This is a genomic window from Mesorhizobium sp. A556 (assembly GCF_054489545.1).
In genome coordinates, this window is record NZ_JBTMXA010000002.1 from 604326 (window position 1) to 620086 (window position 15761).

18 protein-coding genes are annotated in these 15761 nt (G+C 62.0%); 7 read left to right on the plus strand and 11 right to left on the minus strand.

Going from position 1 to position 15761, the window contains the following annotated elements; genetic code table 11:
• Nucleotides 1-11: 11 nt before the first annotated feature.
• Entirely contained in the window at nucleotides 12-638 is a 627-nt protein-coding gene (locus tag ACX3P0_RS07515; RefSeq protein WP_459087668.1) for a glutathione S-transferase family protein, read from the minus strand.
• A 22-nt stretch (nucleotides 639-660) separates the two neighbouring features.
• The gene (locus ACX3P0_RS07520) at nucleotides 661-1872 is read right to left on the minus strand and encodes an NADP-dependent isocitrate dehydrogenase (RefSeq protein WP_459079753.1); all 1212 of its coding nucleotides are present in this window, start codon (nucleotides 1870-1872) and stop codon (nucleotides 661-663) included.
• Nucleotides 1873-2155: 283 nt separating this feature from the next.
• On the opposite strand from ACX3P0_RS07520, the gene ACX3P0_RS07525 reads away from it, so the two are divergent.
• The 3 genes from ACX3P0_RS07525 (at nucleotide 2156) to ACX3P0_RS07535 (ending at nucleotide 4100) form a co-directional block, all read left to right on the plus strand.
• On the plus strand, nucleotides 2156-3067 hold the full coding sequence (locus ACX3P0_RS07525; protein ID WP_459087670.1) for an RNA methyltransferase: 912 nt from the start codon (nucleotides 2156-2158) through the stop codon (nucleotides 3065-3067).
• Entirely contained in the window at nucleotides 3060-3851 is a 792-nt protein-coding gene (gene murI / locus ACX3P0_RS07530) for a glutamate racemase (protein ID WP_459087672.1), read from the plus strand. The genes ACX3P0_RS07525 and murI overlap by 8 nt, the downstream gene beginning before the upstream one ends.
• A 63-nt stretch (nucleotides 3852-3914) precedes the next feature.
• Nucleotides 3915-4100, plus strand: coding sequence for a DUF3008 family protein (locus ACX3P0_RS07535; protein ID WP_459079756.1), 186 nt, complete (start codon nucleotides 3915-3917; stop codon nucleotides 4098-4100).
• A gap of 51 nt (nucleotides 4101-4151) precedes the next feature.
• Here ACX3P0_RS07535 and ACX3P0_RS07540 read toward each other — a convergent pair whose 3' ends face one another.
• Complete coding sequence (locus tag ACX3P0_RS07540; RefSeq protein ID WP_459087673.1) at nucleotides 4152-5051, minus strand: SDR family oxidoreductase; 900 nt, start codon at nucleotides 5049-5051, stop codon at nucleotides 4152-4154.
• A gap of 115 nt (nucleotides 5052-5166) precedes the next feature.
• Here ACX3P0_RS07540 and ACX3P0_RS07545 point away from each other — a divergent pair, with 115 nt between their 5' ends.
• Entirely contained in the window at nucleotides 5167-5568 is a 402-nt protein-coding gene (locus ACX3P0_RS07545) for a winged helix-turn-helix transcriptional regulator (protein ID WP_459087675.1), read from the plus strand.
• Nucleotides 5569-5844: 276 nt separating this feature from the next.
• Here the strand turns inward: ACX3P0_RS07545 and ACX3P0_RS07550 are convergent, their stop codons facing one another.
• Entirely contained in the window at nucleotides 5845-6087 is a 243-nt protein-coding gene (locus ACX3P0_RS07550; RefSeq protein WP_459079759.1) for a hypothetical protein, read from the minus strand.
• A gap of 326 nt (nucleotides 6088-6413) precedes the next feature.
• On the opposite strand from ACX3P0_RS07550, the gene rpsD reads away from it, so the two are divergent.
• Nucleotides 6414-7031 carry a 30S ribosomal protein S4 gene (gene rpsD, locus ACX3P0_RS07555; protein ID WP_459079760.1) on the plus strand — a complete coding sequence of 206 codons (618 nt, stop codon included), beginning with the start codon at nucleotides 6414-6416 and terminating at the stop codon, nucleotides 7029-7031.
• A 138-nt stretch (nucleotides 7032-7169) separates the two neighbouring features.
• Nucleotides 7170-8027 (plus strand): tRNA 2-thiocytidine(32) synthetase TtcA, encoded by an 858-nt coding sequence (gene ttcA / locus ACX3P0_RS07560; protein WP_459087677.1) that lies wholly within the window; start codon nucleotides 7170-7172, stop codon nucleotides 8025-8027.
• Between the two features lie 34 nt (nucleotides 8028-8061).
• Here ttcA and ACX3P0_RS07565 read toward each other — a convergent pair whose 3' ends face one another.
• Nucleotides 8062-9306 (minus strand): multidrug effflux MFS transporter, encoded by a 1245-nt coding sequence (locus ACX3P0_RS07565; RefSeq protein ID WP_459087678.1) that lies wholly within the window; start codon nucleotides 9304-9306, stop codon nucleotides 8062-8064.
• A gap of 115 nt (nucleotides 9307-9421) precedes the next feature.
• Nucleotides 9422-9757 (minus strand): Grx4 family monothiol glutaredoxin, encoded by a 336-nt coding sequence (grxD, locus tag ACX3P0_RS07570; RefSeq protein ID WP_459079762.1) that lies wholly within the window; start codon nucleotides 9755-9757, stop codon nucleotides 9422-9424.
• A gap of 334 nt (nucleotides 9758-10091) precedes the next feature.
• On the opposite strand from grxD, the gene ACX3P0_RS07575 reads away from it, so the two are divergent.
• Nucleotides 10092-11294 carry a hypothetical protein gene (locus ACX3P0_RS07575; RefSeq protein ID WP_459087680.1) on the plus strand — a complete coding sequence of 401 codons (1203 nt, stop codon included), beginning with the start codon at nucleotides 10092-10094 and terminating at the stop codon, nucleotides 11292-11294.
• 22 nt (nucleotides 11295-11316) lie between these two features.
• On the opposite strand, the gene ACX3P0_RS07580 is transcribed toward ACX3P0_RS07575, so the two are convergent.
• The 5 genes from ACX3P0_RS07580 to purQ form a co-directional block, all read right to left on the minus strand.
• Nucleotides 11317-11550, minus strand: coding sequence for a BolA/IbaG family iron-sulfur metabolism protein (locus ACX3P0_RS07580; protein WP_459079764.1), 234 nt, complete (start codon nucleotides 11548-11550; stop codon nucleotides 11317-11319).
• A gap of 16 nt (nucleotides 11551-11566) precedes the next feature.
• Nucleotides 11567-13792, minus strand: coding sequence for a phosphoribosylformylglycinamidine synthase subunit PurL (gene purL, locus ACX3P0_RS07585; protein WP_459087870.1), 2226 nt, complete (start codon nucleotides 13790-13792; stop codon nucleotides 11567-11569).
• A 115-nt stretch (nucleotides 13793-13907) separates the two neighbouring features.
• A complete protein-coding gene (locus tag ACX3P0_RS07590) occupies nucleotides 13908-14438 on the minus strand; it encodes a hypothetical protein (protein ID WP_459087681.1) in 531 nt (176 codons plus the stop codon).
• Between the two features lie 194 nt (nucleotides 14439-14632).
• The gene (locus tag ACX3P0_RS07595) at nucleotides 14633-15049 is read right to left on the minus strand and encodes a hypothetical protein (RefSeq protein WP_459087683.1); all 417 of its coding nucleotides are present in this window, start codon (nucleotides 15047-15049) and stop codon (nucleotides 14633-14635) included.
• Nucleotides 15050-15092: 43 nt separating this feature from the next.
• Entirely contained in the window at nucleotides 15093-15761 is a 669-nt protein-coding gene (purQ, locus tag ACX3P0_RS07600; protein ID WP_459087685.1) for a phosphoribosylformylglycinamidine synthase subunit PurQ, read from the minus strand.

A 15761-nucleotide genomic window follows, 5' to 3' on the forward strand; every position in this document is an offset into this window, starting at 1 on the left:
GTTTTGGTGGATCAGGTTTTGGGTTCGGTGGCAGCGTAGGCCGGCAGTTCGCTCAGGCTCTGCCACCAGTCGCCAATCGCCGGGTGCTCGGCGACGAGCGCCCGGCCTTCTGGCGCTTTTAGAAAATAGCCGATGATCGGGCCGGCGTGCAGGTCGGCCAAGGTGACATGGTCGCCGAGGAGCCACGACCCCGGACGTTTCAACTGCGATAGAACCTTCAGGACCGTAGCGGCAGTGCGCAGCCCGGCGGCGATCAGAGCTTCATCGGGTTTCGGCTTTTCCAGTCTTTCGACGGCTACGTCCCAGACCATCACGCGGTAGGCATAGGCGTCGAGCAGGCCGATGATCTGGTTCATGACCGCGCGGTCGCGCGCGCTCGACGGCTGCAAGGCAGGCCCGGCAAAAGCTTCGTCGACATAGTGGCTGACGGCGCTGGTTTCGAAAAATTTCAGGCCGTCATGCTCGAAAGCTGGAATGCGGCCGAAAGGATGGATCTCGAGATACCATCCAGGCAGCCCATCGGCTGCAAAGACGTCGACCGGAACGAGGTCGTAGCCGACGCCCTTCTGTTCAAGGGCAAGCCTGACGATCCGTACGTAAACGCTGTAGTCCGCGCCGTATACGACAGGCTTGCTCATTGGAGTTCTGGGGAGTTCTGGCTTACGCCATCGCCTTCTGCAGGTTCTCGTCGATCTTGTCGAGGAAGCCGGTGGTCGAGAGCCAGGGCTGGTCGGGGCCGATCAGCAGCGACAGATCCTTGGTCATGAAACCTGATTCCACCGTCTGGATGCAGACCCTTTCCAGCGTTTCGGAAAAGCGCTTCAGATCGGCGTTACCGTCCAGCTTGGCGCGGTGCGCCAGGCCACGCGTCCACGCGAAGATCGAGGCGATGGAGTTGGTCGAGGTTTCCTGGCCCTTCTGGTGCTGTCGGTAGTGGCGGGTAACGGTGCCGTGCGCGGCCTCGGCCTCCACCGTCTTGCCGTCCGGCGTCATCAGCACGGAGGTCATCAGGCCGAGCGAGCCAAACCCTTGCGCCACCGTGTCGGACTGCACGTCGCCGTCATAGTTCTTGCAGGCCCAGACATAGCCGCCCGACCATTTCAGCGCGGATGCCACCATGTCGTCGATCAGGCGGTGTTCGTAGGTAATCTTCTTTTCCTTGAACGCATCCGCGAATTCCTGATCGAAAACCTCCTGGAAAATGTCCTTGAAGCGGCCGTCATAGACTTTCAGGATCGTGTTCTTGGTCGAGAGATAGACCGGATAGCCGCGCAGCAGGCCGTAGTTCAGCGAGGCGCGGGCGAATTCGCGGATCGATTCGTCCTGGTTGTACATGGCCATGGCGACGCCTGAACCCGGCGCGTCGTACACTTCGTGCTCGATGGTCTGGCCGTCTTCGCCGACGAACTTGATCGACAGCTTGCCCTTGCCAGGAAAGCGGAAATCGGTGGCCTTGTACTGGTCGCCGAAGGCATGGCGGCCGACGATGATCGGCTTGGTCCAGCCGGGAACCAGGCGGGGCACGTTCTTCATGATGATCGGCTCGCGGAAAATGGTGCCGCCCAGAATGTTGCGGATGGTGCCGTTCGGCGACTTCCACATCTTCTTGAGCTTGAATTCCTCGACGCGCTGCTCGTCGGGCGTGATCGTGGCGCATTTCACGCCGACGCCGTGCTTCTGGATGGCGTGGGCGGCGTCGATGGTGACCTGGTCGTTGGTGGCGTCGCGATGCTCGACACCGAGATCGTAGTAGTCGATGGTCAGGTCGAGATAGGGGTGGATCAACTTGTCCTTGATGAACTGCCAGATGATGCGGGTCATCTCGTCGCCGTCGAGTTCGACGACCGGGTTCGCCACCTTAATCTTCGCCATGGAATAATTGCCTCGCTGCAGGAATGAAACGGCGTCGTCCAGATTGGCTTCGGCCGGGATGCGGTTCGTATAGCAAAGGGTTCCAGCAGGCGCAAACGCTGGAAACGCAGCTTCTGGGCCATCTCGGTCGAGGCCGGCCGGTGCCGCCTTTCTGGTTGTTCGACGGCATCGGGAGACATGGCTGGCGGCGCCTTTTGCGCGCCGGTGCTAGCGAAAGCTTCATTTTCGCGGCGAAATATGGCAGGGACGCTGAAATGCCGCAAATTGCAGTTCATTGACCATCATGGCCCCCATCGCAAATCCTGCCCCAACGCCGCACCCCGGTTCGGCCATCACCCCGGCGATTGTCCTTGTCGAGCCGCAGCTTGGCGAAAATATCGGCATGGTGGCGCGCGCCATGGCCAATTTCGGCCTGTCCGAGCTTCGCCTCGTCAATCCGCGCGACGGCTGGCCTAGCGACAAGGCGCTTGCCGCCGCCAGCAACGCCAACCATGTCATCGAAGCCACGCGGGTGTTCGACAGCCTGGAAACCGCGATTGCCGACCTGCAATTCATCTTTGCAACGACCGCCCGCCAGCGCGACGGCTTCAAGGAAGTGCGCGGGCCGGTCGAGGCGGGCCGGATGCTGCGGACGCGCAGCGTGTCGGGCCAGCGCATCGGCATCCTGTTCGGGCGCGAGCGCTTCGGCCTGTACAACGAGGAAGTGGCGCTGGCCGACGAGATCGTCACCTTTCCCGTCGATCCGAATTTTGCCTCGCTCAACATCGCCCAGGCGGTGCTGCTGATGTCTTATGAATGGATGAAATCCGGTCTGGAGCGGGAAACGGCGACCAATTTCGCCGCGCCTGAAATGGCGCCTGCCAGCAAGGAGCAGTTGCACGGCCTGTTCCGCCACCTGGAGGCGGCGCTCGATGCACGCGGCTACTTCCGGCCACTGCCCAAGAAGCCGAAGATGGTCGACAATCTGCGCTCGGTGCTGACGCGTCCCGGCTTTGCCGAGCCGGAATTGAAGGTGCTGCGCGGCGTCGTTGCCTCGCTCGACTATTTCTCGCCGAAGGAACCGCGCGGCGCCGGCTATCCGAAGCGCAAGGAAGAGGTCGACCGGCGCATGCGCAAGGGCGGTGGCGGCAGAAGCGACGCAGCCGGGAAGACTGGCGACGCAGCCGGGAACAATGGTGAGGCGGGCGATGACTGAGCGGCCGGTGCTGCTCTTCGATTCGGGCGTTGGCGGCCTTACCGTGCTGCGCGAGGCACGCGTGCTGATGCCCGAGCGCCGCTTCGTCTATGTCGCCGACGATGCCGCTTTTCCCTATGGCGATTGGGAGGAGGGCGCGCTGCGGCAGCGGATCGTCAAGCTGGTGGGCGAGTTGATCGCCGCTCACGACCCCGAACTGTTCGTCATCCCCTGCAATACGGCTTCCACGCTGGTGCTGGCCGATGTGCGCGAGGCCTATCCCGAAACGCCGTTCGTCGGCACCGTGCCGGCAATCAAGCCGGCGGCCGAGCGCACGCGCTCCGGGCTGGTTTCGGTGCTGGCGACGCCGGGAACCGTCAAGCGCCAGTACACGCGCGACCTGATTACGCAATGGGCGTCGAAATGCCATGTGCGCCTGGTCGGTAGCGGAAATCTGGCGCGTCTGGCGGAAGCCTATCTGCGGGACGGTTTCGTCGACGAGGAACTCGTGCGCCGCGAAATCGCGCCCTGCTTCATCGAACAGGATGGACGGCGTACCGACATTGTGGTGCTGGCCTGCACGCATTATCCGTTCCTGGTCAACCGCATGCGCAAGACCGCGCCGTGGCCAGTCGACTGGCTGGACCCCGCCGAAGCGATTGCGCGGCGCGCGCTGTCGCTGCTGGGCGGACGCGGCAATACGAGCAACGCCCATGTCGGCGAGGATATCGCCGTCTTCACCTCGGGAGCGCCGGATTTCGCGACGCGCCGGCTCATTCAGGGGTTCGGGCTGAAGCCGGTCTGATTTTCTGCGGAACGGTGCGCTGGCCAGGGCGTTTCTTCCCTTCAACAGCAAGGGAGAAAACCCATGCCAGCCACTTCCAAGGCACAGCAGAAAGCCGCCGGAGCGGCCCTTTCGGCCAAGCGCGGCGAGACGAAGAAGAGCGAACTCAAGGGCGCATCGCGAGAGATGTACGATTCCATGAGCGAAAAGCAGTTGGAGGAGTTCGCCGAAACCAAGCGCAAGGGCCTGCCCGACAAGAAGGGTGACTGAAGGGCTTGATGCCCTGCCGCGTAGAATGCGGCAGGGCAATTTCAGGGTAATTTAGGAGGCGGCGGGTGCAGTGAACTTGCCCGCGTTCTCCGTCAGCCAATCTTCGAAGGTACGCGGCTTGCGTCCGGTCAGCGCTTCGAAGTCCTTGGAATCGCCATCCAGATGGCCCGCCTTTATGGCGGCGTCGAATGATCCGAGAACAGTCGCCACCGGGGCCGGGATGCCGGCACCGATCATGCCTTGGATCAGGCCTTCAAGCGGTACATGAACGACGCCCAGCGGCTTGCCTGTGGCCTTGCTGACAAGGGCTGCTATTTCGTCGGTCGTGTATGAACCCGACCCGGACAGGGTCAGCGTACGCTGTCCCTGAAAGCCGTCGGCAAGAGCGGTCGCTGCGGCGAGCGCCTGATCTTCGCGCCAGATATGGGCGAGCTTGCCCTGGCCCGACGCGCTGTACCATTGGCCGGACGCCAGCGCTTGCGGCATCGAGTGAAACAGGTTCTCGAAATACCAGTTGTTGCGCAGCACGCTCCAGCCGGGGACGCCGCTTTGCGCGATGGCGGCTTCCGTGCCGGCATGGTCCGGGGCGAAGGTGACAAGCGACGTCTCGACGTTTGGCAGCGAGGTGTAGGCGATGTGGTCGACGCCGGCCTTGGCGGCGGCTTTCACAGCTGCCTTGTGCTGCTTGAGGCGGGTGCCTTCGGCATCCAACGCGTCGGTGCTGATGATCAGCAGGCGTTTTACGTCGGCAAAGGCCTGATCCAGCGAGGCGGCGTCGTTGAAATCGGCGGCACGGGTGGCGACGCCGCGCGCCGCCCAGGCGGATAGCGTTTCCGGTTTCCGGCTCGCGGCGGCAATGCGGCCGGGCTCGATCTTCAGCGTATCGAGCAGATGGTGCAGAACGCTCTGGCCAAGATGGCCGGAGGCGCCGGTAACGAGAAAATCGGTCATTATGTGAATCCTGTTGACGGTAGTCTCAAAATGAGAGCAAGTTTACTATATGCACGTTGGTGCTCTGCCAAAAGAAGGCAGTTTTTGGGAACCAGGTTACTTCGAGGGAACCGCCATGAGCGAACAGGCGCGGATAGCAAAAACCATCAAGGCAAGCGCAGCCATTGCCGATGGCTTTGCCAACTGTCCGATCCGGGATGTGCTCGACCAGATCGGCGACAAATGGAGCACGCTGTTCATCTCGCTGCTCGGCGAAAAGCCGCATCGTTTCGGCGAATTGCGCCGCGCTGTTCCGGACATCTCACAGCGTATGCTGACACAGACGCTGCGCGACCTGCAGCGCGACGGGCTTGTCAGCCGGCATGTATACCCGACCGTGCCTCCATCCGTGGAATACAGGCTGACGCCGCTCGGCCAGTCCCTGCTGGAGCCTTTGTCGCATTTGATCCGCTGGGCTGAAGTCCACCACTCCCACATAAAAGCGGCGCGTGGCGAGTTCGAACTGCAGAGCGCCTGAAAGCTCCGCAAGAAAACGTGCTTTGGGTTTCAAAAAAACGGTGCTCGAAAGCGCCGCAAGACTGCTGACTAACCGTTGGCGAACCCACGCCCGTCATCCTCGGCCCTGTGCCGAGGATCTGCTATCGTTGAACTGTGTAGCTTTTTCAGTTCCTTACGGAAATGTCGGTAGATCCTCGGCACAAGGCCGAGGATGACGCCAGGGGAACAGATGCCTTTGTCAATGAATTGACGGCGCTCGAAAGCGCCGCTTTTCTAAGCTGCCAAAGCTTTGAGCTTATCTTACCGGGTGGCAGCGCCGTACATTGTAGCGGACGACTTGCTTGCGGTGGTGGCGCCAAACCACCTTCTTTCTCACGACCGTGCGGCAGACCTGACGGTGGTGACGCTTGCCTCGGTAATCTGGCCGATGGTGCTGCGACTGGTAGTGATCGCCGGGGCGAGCCATGGCGGGCGCGGCAGCGAGCGACGTGCCCGCCATCATCGCGACGCCGGCAAGAACCAGAAAGAATTTTCTCATATGTAGTCTCCTCGAATTAGCCGCGTATTGCGATAATGTTCGCAACCATCGCCGCGACCTGATTTAACGGCGGGGCACATGAATGGTTGCTGAACCGTTTTTCCGGAAACGGGAGCCGGAACTTGACACCGGCCACCCATCGGTCTATCCACCCGCCAACACCGGGCGGCGACGCTCGGTGCTTTCTTTTGACGTGTCCCGTGGGTTATTTTCCGCTTCGCGCGGAGAAAACCCTGTCAGGCTTCGAAAACGGAGGCCAGAGGAGGGCGCGTTTCCTTCACCTGGACCATGAGGTTCCGGGTGCAATTTTTTGAAAAGGGAATGCGATGAGCAAGCGCGAATCCGCGAAATACAAGATCGATCGCCGTCTTGGCGAAAATATCTGGGGCCGCCCGAAGTCCCCGGTCAACAAGCGTGAATACGGCCCCGGCCAGCACGGCCAGCGCCGCAAGGGCAAGCTTTCCGATTTCGGCATTCAGCTGCGCGCCAAGCAGAAGCTGAAGGGTCACTATGGCGACATGTCGGAAAAGCAGTTCCGCAAGGCCTATGACGAAGCCAACCGCCGCAAGGGCGATACTTCCGAAAACCTGATCGGCCTGCTCGAATCGCGCCTGGACGCCGTCGTCTACCGCGCCAAGTTCGTTCCGACCATTTTTGCCGCGCGCCAGTTCGTCAACCATGGTCACGTCAACGTCAACGGCAAGCGCACCAACATCGGTTCGTACCGCTGCAAGGCGGGCGACGTCATCGAGGTCCGCGAGAAGTCCAAGCAGTTGACGATCGTACTGGAAGCGGTCGGCCTGGCCGAGCGCGACGTGCCGGACTACATCGAAGTCGATCACAACAAGATGGTCGCGACCTACTCGCGCGTTCCCGTCCTGTCCGACGTGCCGTTCGCGGTGCAGATGGAACCGAACCTGGTCGTCGAATTCTATTCGCGCTGACCCTTCGTTTTAGTCCAGAATTCGAAAAGGCCGCCCTCGAGGCGGCCTTTTCTTTGGTTCGCAGGTTCGTTAAGCCGTAGCGATGAAATTGTGGACCCCACGGAGCCCTGGCGCTCCATCATTTGCCGGCGATCCGTCATGAATATAATTGCTGAACCGCCGGTCGCCGACACGCTTGCCGAGGGTGGCTGTCACCCGATGTTTGCGCAAGCGCGCTCCTCGGTCGAGTTCAACAAGCTGCGCAAGCGACTACTGCGCCAGACGCGGCAGTCGCTCGAGGATTTTGCCATGGTCAAGCCCGGCGAGCGCTGGCTGGTGGCGCTGTCTGGCGGCAAGGATTCCTACGGCCTGATGGCGCTGCTGCTCGACCTCAAATGGCGCGGCCTGCTGCCGGTCGAACTGTTGGCCTGCAACCTGGATCAGGGCCAGCCGAATTTCCCGAAACACATCCTGCCGGATTATCTCGACGCCAATGGCATTGCCCATCGCATCGAGTACCAGGACACCTATTCCATCGTGACCGACAAGCTGCCGGAAAACAGCACCTATTGTTCGCTGTGCTCCAGGCTCCGGCGCGGCCATCTTTACCGGATCGCGCGCGAGGAAGGCTGCGCGGCACTGGTGCTCGGCCACCATCGCGAGGACATTTTAGAAACCTTCTTCCTGAACCTGTTCCATGGCGGAAGGCTGGCCGCCATGCCGCCGAAACTCCTCAACGACGAAGGCGATGTGATGGTGCTGCGGCCGCTCAGCTATTGTGCGGAGGCTGATATGGCGAAATTCGCCAACGCCATGAATTTCCCGATCATCCCGTGCGATCTCTGCGGCAGCCAGGACGGCTTGCAGCGAAATATGATGAAGGCGATGCTCGACGACATCGAAAAGAAAATGCCGGGCTGCAAGGATACGATGATCCGCGCGCTCGCCAATGTGCGGCCCTCGCACTTGCTGGACAAAAGCCTGTTCGATTTCGCCGGGCTTGCTCTGCCCGGCTGATCGCATAGCCGGCGCTGTTAGACAGCAGGCCCCGTCATACCGCTGGATTATGCGGCTGGAACAGCTTGCCGCGCTCGGCGATGAACACCATCAGCAAGGCCACGATCGAGACGCCGCAGAAGCCGGCGGCCAGCGGCATGACCGTATCGTCGTACATCTGGCCGATGAAGGTTCCGATGATGCCGCCGCCAAAGGTCTGCGTGAAGCCGAGCACGGAGGAAGCCGTGCCGGCGACATGACCGAGCGGTTCCATGGCGAGCGCGTTGAAGTTCGAGCCGAGCAGGCCGAACAGCATCATATCCAGCGTGAACAGGGTGACGAATATCGGGAAGGGGATCGGCCCGATAAGCGACAACACAAACCACAAGGTGCTGACAGCGATGAAGCCGATAAGCGCGCCCTGGGACAGACGCCGCATGCCGATGGCGCCAACGAGCCGCGAATTGAGATAGTTGGATGCCGCCATCAGACTGGCGACGGCGGCGAAGACAACCGGAAACCACGCGCCCAACCCATAAAGCTCGACATAGACCTGCTGCGCCGAATTGATGAAGCCGAACAGCGCCCCGAATGTCGCCATGCCGGCCAGCGTGTAGCAAAGCGCGGCACGGTTGGACAAGACGATAAGGAACCCGCCCGTTATCGCCGCCCGCGTAAAGGGGCGGCGATATTCCGGGTGCAAAGTCTCGGGCAGCCGCAAGAAGGCCCATGCCGTGACGACGAACGCTCCGACGCCCATGGCGACGAAGATCCAGTGCCAGGTCAGGAAGATCATGATGATCTGGCCGAGCCCCGGCGCGACAACGGGCACAGCCATGAACACCATGAACACCAGCGACATGATTTCCGCCATGCGCCGCCCGCCGAACGAGTCGCGGATGATGGAGACCGAGATGACGCGGGTGGCCGCTGCGCCGATGCCCTGCATGAACCGGCAGAGAAGAAGGGTGGCGAAATCCGGCGCGACCGAAGCCGCGATGGCCGAGACGATGTAGATGACGAGGCCGACCAGCAGCGGGCCGCGCCGCCCGAAACGGTCGGAGACAGGACCGAACGCCAGTTGCGCGATGCCGAACGAGAGAATGTAGGCCGTGATGATATACTGGCGATGGTTGGCGTTCTCGACACCGAGCGCCGCGCCCATCTGCTGGAGGCCGGGCAGCATGATGTCGATGGCCAGCGCGTTGAGCGCCATCAACGCTGCGCACAGCGCGATGAATTCCCAGCGCGGGATAGGCAGTATCATGTCCTGCTTCGGCGCGTGCGGTCGTTGATCCATGACGGGTCCGATCGTTCAAACGAAAATGCGCCGGTTGGCCGGCGCATCGTTGTCTGTTGTCCCCTGCAGGGGAAGCGAAGTGGCAATCGGGCGGGGCGGCCCGATCATGCAATGGTCAGGCGGCGCCTTTGACGCTGACGCCTTTTTCAACGAGGAAGGACTGCAATTCGCCAGCCTGGAACATCTCGCGCACGATGTCGCATCCGCCTACGAATTCGCCCTTTACATAGAGCTGCGGAATGGTCGGCCAGTTGGAATATTCCTTGATGCCCTGCCGCAGTTCAGCCGAATCGAGCACGTTGACGCCCTTGTAGTCGGCTCCGATGTGGTCGAGAATCTGCACGACCTGACCGGAAAATCCGCATTGCGGAAAGCCGGGCGTACCCTTCATGAACAGTACCACGTCGCTGCTCTTCACTTCGCTGTTGATGTAGTCGTTGATGGCGCTCATATCGAAATTCCCTTGTTATCCGGATTCAAGGTCCGAACCGCATTGTTGCCCCCTAGATAACATGCAGGCAGGGTATTTCCATAGTGTTTTGCCAATAGCTCGATCAAAATAGCTGAAGAGTCGGGCGATGCGGCGATTGGTGGCGGACGCAGGCAGGCTTTCCGCGATAGGCGATCATGCGGCTTTCTCCGGCATCGCGCCGTGACGCCAGCCGTTGCTTTCGACCGCGAAAGAGGCGAGATAGCGAACGCGGCGCGATTGGGCGTTTTAGAGGAATTCCGCGCGTGCGGCGGTTCCAAGGCGCTTTGCCTGTAGCTGAGACAAGAAGAGACGGATGCCCGAGATCAGGAAAAGGCCCGAGATCAGGAAAAGGGTTATTTTGCATTTTCCGGGCTTCGAGCCGCTGGATGCCGAGGCGCATCGGAGCCGCTACGCGCGCTCGGCCATGCAAAGCGCCCAGGTTTGGAATTGCCGGGTCGAGGCCGGACCGCTCGGTGGCGACAAGAATGCACCGGCCTTTTCGGTCCAGGCGTCGGGGCCGGATTGGCGCACGGAAAGCCATGTCAGTCTTTTCGATCACGATGGCCTGATCGCCACGCTGAAGGCCAGATCGCCGCTTGCCCGGCTGGCCGCGGGCTATCGCAGTGCCGCGCGGGTGGTCTGGCATGGTGGGCTGGTCGGCTATTTTCGCCACGCCTGGCGCTTCGGGCTGTTCTTCCTGTTTCCGTTCCTGTTCGTCGCAGCCGGCTTTGCCGCGCTCATGGGCGCCGCATCGCTGCCCGTGCTGTTCGGCTTGCCGGTGTGGAATTTCATCTGGAGCCTGCCTGCGGCCCTGCTGATATTCTTCAGGCTTTTCCTGCCCTGGGCTGAGCGTATGCACGCGCTGCACCAGTTCGACGATTGGGGGCTGGCGGTTTCGCTTGCCTGCATGGATGACGCAGCCGCAAACGCCAGGCTGGAAGAATGCGTTGCCGCCGCCCGCGCGGCCTTTCGAGAGGCGGCGGACGAATATCTGGTCACGTCGCACAGCATGGGATCATCCGTCGCCGTGCATGTCATCGGTGCGCTGCTGGAACGGGAGCCGGACATTCTCGCCGGCAAGACCGTCGTTTTCGCAACGCTCGGCGGCGCGGTCCTGCAATGTTCGGTGCTGAAACCCGCAGAAGTATTGCGTCGCCGAGTCGGCGTCATCGCGCGCTGCCCCGATATTTTCTGGCTGGACGTGCAGTGCCTGACCGATGTGATCAACTTCTATCGGGCCAAGGTCGTGGAAGCGGCAGGCTTCGCGGAATTGCCGCAGGCGCGCATCCTGTTCATCCGCTTCAAGCACATGCTCACGCCCGAGCGCCATAACAGGATCAAGCGGGACTTTCTGCGCATGCACAGGCAGTATGTGCTGGGTTCGGACCGCCGCGCCACCTACGATTTCAGCCTGATGACCGCAGGGCCGTTTCCCGCAAGGGATTTTGCCGGCTTCAGCCCCGAGCATATGGCGCCGCTTGGGCAGGACGGCGCCATCGGATCGGCCGCTCCGTAGCGGGTCAGTTGGGGTTAAGCTGTCAGTCCGGCGCGCTGGTCTGTAGCGCCAGCGCATGCAGCACGCCGCCCATATTGCCCTTCAGCGCCTCATAGACCATCTGGTGCTGCTGCACGCGGCTCTTGCCGCGAAAGCTTTCCGCCACCACTTCCGCCGCATAGTGCTCGCCATCGCCGGCAAGGTCGCGGATCGTCACCTGGGCGTCCGGAATGCCTTCCTTGATCATTTTTTCGATGTCGTGCGCGTCCATGGCCATGCTTTTTGTTCCTTGCTCAGGTTCCCATGAAGCGGGGGAACCATGATTCGTGAGCTGTGGTCAGTTCGCCGACAGGTATCGCACGCGCATTGCCGAGTTTCAATTCGCTGCCGCCGGACGTGCCGATTTGCGGAGCGGATATGCCCAGTTCCCGGGCCTGCGCCTGCAGCGCTTCGAAACGTGCGTCAGTCGCCGGGAAGGCCAGAGTCACCAGATAGCGGCCCTGATCCTCGCCGAAGAATTGCGGGATCGGATCGCCGTCGTTGAACTGGTCGACGACCGCGCCGATGCCCGACGCCATCGCCATTTCGGCAAGCGCCACGGCCAGCCCGCCATCGGACAGGTCGTGGACGGCGGTTGCCTGGCCGGAGCGGATCAGGCCGCGCACGAAATCGCCGGCCCTCTTCTCATGCGCGAGATCGACCGGCGGCGGCGGACCGTCGGCGCGACCATGAATGTCGCGCATATAGATCGACTGGCCGAGATGCGCACCCAACCAATCCGGCGCGCCGACGAGCAGGATCGTCTGGCCCTCGCCGGCAAAGCCGACGCGCGCCATATGCGCCCAGTCGTCGATGAGACCGACGCCGCCGATGGTCGGCGTCGGCAGGATGCCCTGGCCGTTGGTTTCGTTATAGAGCGAGACGTTGCCCGACACGATCGGGAAGTCGAGCGCACGGCAGGCTTCGCCGATGCCTTTGATCGCGGCGACCAGTTGGCCCATGATTTCCGGGCGTTCCGGGTTGCCGAAATTGAGGTTGTCGGTGGCTGCCAGCGGCAGCGCGCCTGTCGCGGTCAAATTGCGCCAGCATTCGGCCACCGCCTGCTTGCCGCCCTCAAACGGATCAGCCTCGCAATAGCGCGGCGTCACGTCGGAGGAGAAGGCCAGCGCCTTGGTCTGATGGCCCTCGACGCGCACCACGCCGGCGTCGCCGCCCGGCAGTTGCAGCGAATTGCCCTGGATCAGCGTGTCGTACTGCTCCCACACCCAGCGCCGCGAGGAGAGGTCCGGTCCGTTCAGCATTTTCAGCAGCGCGTCGGCAATGTCGGCCTGCGGAATGTCGTCAGCGGGGAGGGCGGCTGGCTTCTTCGGTTCGACCCATGGCCGGTCGTATTCGGGGGCCTTGTCGCCCAGATCCTTGATCGGCAGGTTCGCGACTTCATCGCCCTGATGCGTGACCCGAAAACGCAGATCGTCGGTGGTCTTGCCGACGATGGCGAAGTCCAGCCCCCATTTGACGAAGATCGCCTTGGCTTGCGCTTCCTTTTCGGGACGCAGCACCATCAGCATGCGTTCCTGGCTTTCGGAAAGCATCATCTCGTAGGCGGTCATGCGCTCTTCGCGCACCGGTACGGTGTCGAGATCGAGCAGGATACCGAGATCGCCTTTGGCCCCCATCTCCACCGCCGAGCAGGTCAGGCCGGCTGCCCCCATGTCCTGGATGGCGATGACCGCCCCCGACGCCATCAGTTCGAGGCTGGCTTCCAGCAGGCATTTTTCGGTGAAGGGATCGCCGACCTGCACGGTCGGGCGCTTCTCGTCGATCTTGTCGTCGAATTCGGCCGAAGCCATGGTCGCGCCGCCGACGCCGTCGCGGCCGGTTTTGGCGCCGAGATAGACCACCGGCAGGCCGACGCCCTTGGCTTCCGACAGGAAGATGGCGTTGGTCTTGGCGAGACCGGCCGCAAAGGCGTTGACCAAAATATTGCCGTTGTAGCGCGCGTCGAAATTGACCTCGCCGCCGACCGTCGGCACGCCAAACGCATTGCCGTAGCCGCCGACGCCGGAAACGACGCCCGCCACCAGATGTTTCGTCTTGGGATGATCGGGCTCACCAAAGCGCAGCGCGTTCATCGCCGCAATCGGCCGCGCGCCCATGGTGAACACGTCGCGCAAGATGCCGCCGACCCCGGTCGCCGCCCCCTGATAGGGCTCGATATAGGAGGGGTGGTTGTGGCTCTCCATCTTGAAGACGACGCAGTCACCGTCGCCGATATCGACCACGCCGGCATTCTCGCCCGGCCCCTGAATGACCACGTCGCCGGTGGTGGGCAGCGTGCGCAGCCATTTCTTGGATGATTTGTAGGAACAGTGCTCGTTCCACATGGCCGAAAAAATGCCAAGCTCGGTGTAGGTCGGCTCGCGTCCGACCAGATCGAGGATGCGCTGGTATTCGTCGGGTTTCAGCCCGTGCGCGGCGATCAGTTCGGGGGTGATCGGGAGAGTATTGGAAATCGTCATCGCAAGGGTCGCGTCCAGCTTGTGTGTCCGCGTCCTCATAGCGTATGCGCCGGGCGGATACACCCCCGATGGCTGGAGAAATGACTGAAACCGACCCGCAGGGGCGTTTGTCCCGTCATGTATTCCGGTGCATCCAGACGCCGAAGCACGCCAGATAGAAATAGGCGAAAAACTCCACCACTTCTTCCGTGCCCATCACGCCGTACCTTTCGCTGATCTCCGCGCTGATGAGGAGCAGGGCCGAAATCCAGATCGGCCAGAACACATGGATTCTCTGGATCGAGAACACGGCGAAAAAGTGCCGTCGTCTGATGAACAGCGCGATGGCCGCTATGGTCAAGAATAGCCCTATGGTAACGTTTTTCCATTGCTGATCGGGAAAGCACATGCCGCCATCGTAGAATGAACTGTCGCAGCGTGGTGTTTCGCGCACGATCGCGCTCGCCAAAACCAGGGCGATTGGAATGCACATCGTGCCGATCGGGTCGTTGGAACGTGCCGCGCGAAAGACGAACAACGCTGCCGCCGACGTCAGTGCGACCATCTCAAGCGTCTCGACCGGGCCGTTCTCGCTGAAAACGGTGGCGATGAGTTCAGGGTAAGGCTGATACCACCATCCGATCAGCAATCCGACGCCGAACAGCATTGCCCCGGCGGTCAGCCACGGCACAGCTTTCGGATGAATGGTCTGTTTGGACGCCACTTGCAAACCCTAACCAGCAAACCCCGATACAGATTTGCACTCAACAGCGTTGATTCGGGAAGTCGGCAAACGCCTTTTACGCTGGTAAAGCTGTTGCGGGCCGGTGCGCCGAAAGCATCAGGCCCGTGCGGAAAGAGCTATACGGCCGCACCGCAGTCACTGCTGCCGCTCTGCCAGCGGGCGATGTCGGAGCCGATGCGCCCGCCCAGCGGCTCGCTCATCAAGGGGCCGAACACCTCGACGCGGCTCGAACTACCGGTAGCCTGCACCACCAGCAGCGGCTTTCCGCCATAATGCTTGGCCGGCACCAGCAGGAAGCGCGGCGTGCCGCCGAAATTGTTCAGTTCGTTGGCCATGCTGTAGGCCTTGAAGGCGGGGTCCTTCGAGGCGATCCAACATCGGTGCGCGGCAATCGCCACCTGTTCCATGGCTTTCAGCGATGCGCTTTTGCCCGAACTGGCCGCAGGCGCCTTGGTGCCCGATTGGCACGAGGCCAGCGCCAGGCCGGCAACAGCCAGGAGCGCGGCGCGGGCGATGGCTGAAAGTGTATTCATGCGTCCGTACCGTCTCTTGAAGGGATGAATAGGGGCGATGCGGTCAGGCGGCGATGCCAAGCGCGCTTTCAAACAGCGCGCGTCCGTCCGAACCGCCATGGGCCGCCTCGATCAGGTTTTCCGGATGCGGCATCAGGCCAAGCACGTTGCCGCGCGCATTGACGATGCCGGCAATGTCGTTGATCGAGCCATTGGGGTTGGTGCCTTGCGCATAGCGGAACACCACCTGGCCTTCGCCTTCGATGCGGGCAAGCGTCTCGGCATCAGTGAAATAATTGCCGTCGTGATGCGCGACCGGGCAAGAGATGACCTGGCCCGGCTGGTAGTTGCGGGTAAAGGCGGTGTTGGCGTTGGCGATTTGCAGCTTCACCTGCCGGCAGACGAATTTAAGTGAGGCGTTGCGCATTAGCGCTCCGGGCAGCAGGCCGGCTTCGACCAGGATCTGGAAGCCATTGCAGACGCCGATGACCATGACGCCCTTGGCAGCCTTTTCGGCGACGGCCTTGAGCACCGGCATGCGCGCCGCAATCGCCCCGCAGCGCAAATAGTCGCCATAGGAGAAGCCGCCGGGAATGGCGATGAGGTCGACATCGGGAATTTCCGTGTCGGTCTGCCACACGGTGAGCGGCGGCGTGCCGGAAATCTTGGTCAGCGCCGCGATCAGGTCGCGGTCGCGGTTGAGGCCAGGGAGGAGGACAACGGCTGATTTCAC

Coding starts and splice junctions, on each gene's coding strand:
- ACX3P0_RS07515 (WP_459087668.1), bottom strand. CDS start 638: ATGAGCAAGCCTGTCGTATACGGCGCGGACTACAGCGTTTACGTACGG.
- ACX3P0_RS07520 (WP_459079753.1), bottom strand. CDS start 1,872: ATGGCGAAGATTAAGGTGGCGAACCCGGTCGTCGAACTCGACGGCGAC.
- ACX3P0_RS07525 (WP_459087670.1), top strand. CDS start 2,156: ATGGCCCCCATCGCAAATCCTGCCCCAACGCCGCACCCCGGTTCGGCC.
- murI (WP_459087672.1), top strand. CDS start 3,060: ATGACTGAGCGGCCGGTGCTGCTCTTCGATTCGGGCGTTGGCGGCCTT.
- ACX3P0_RS07535 (WP_459079756.1), top strand. CDS start 3,915: ATGCCAGCCACTTCCAAGGCACAGCAGAAAGCCGCCGGAGCGGCCCTT.
- ACX3P0_RS07540 (WP_459087673.1), bottom strand. CDS start 5,051: ATGACCGATTTTCTCGTTACCGGCGCCTCCGGCCATCTTGGCCAGAGC.
- ACX3P0_RS07545 (WP_459087675.1), top strand. CDS start 5,167: ATGAGCGAACAGGCGCGGATAGCAAAAACCATCAAGGCAAGCGCAGCC.
- ACX3P0_RS07550 (WP_459079759.1), bottom strand. CDS start 6,087: ATGAGAAAATTCTTTCTGGTTCTTGCCGGCGTCGCGATGATGGCGGGC.
- rpsD (WP_459079760.1), top strand. CDS start 6,414: ATGAGCAAGCGCGAATCCGCGAAATACAAGATCGATCGCCGTCTTGGC.
- ttcA (WP_459087677.1), top strand. CDS start 7,170: ATGAATATAATTGCTGAACCGCCGGTCGCCGACACGCTTGCCGAGGGT.
- ACX3P0_RS07565 (WP_459087678.1), bottom strand. CDS start 9,306: ATGGATCAACGACCGCACGCGCCGAAGCAGGACATGATACTGCCTATC.
- grxD (WP_459079762.1), bottom strand. CDS start 9,757: ATGAGCGCCATCAACGACTACATCAACAGCGAAGTGAAGAGCAGCGAC.
- ACX3P0_RS07575 (WP_459087680.1), top strand. CDS start 10,092: ATGCCCGAGATCAGGAAAAGGCCCGAGATCAGGAAAAGGGTTATTTTG.
- ACX3P0_RS07580 (WP_459079764.1), bottom strand. CDS start 11,550: ATGGCCATGGACGCGCACGACATCGAAAAAATGATCAAGGAAGGCATT.
- purL (WP_459087870.1), bottom strand. CDS start 13,792: ATGACGATTTCCAATACTCTCCCGATCACCCCCGAACTGATCGCCGCG.
- ACX3P0_RS07590 (WP_459087681.1), bottom strand. CDS start 14,438: ATGCTGTTCGGCGTCGGATTGCTGATCGGATGGTGGTATCAGCCTTAC.
- ACX3P0_RS07595 (WP_459087683.1), bottom strand. CDS start 15,049: ATGAATACACTTTCAGCCATCGCCCGCGCCGCGCTCCTGGCTGTTGCC.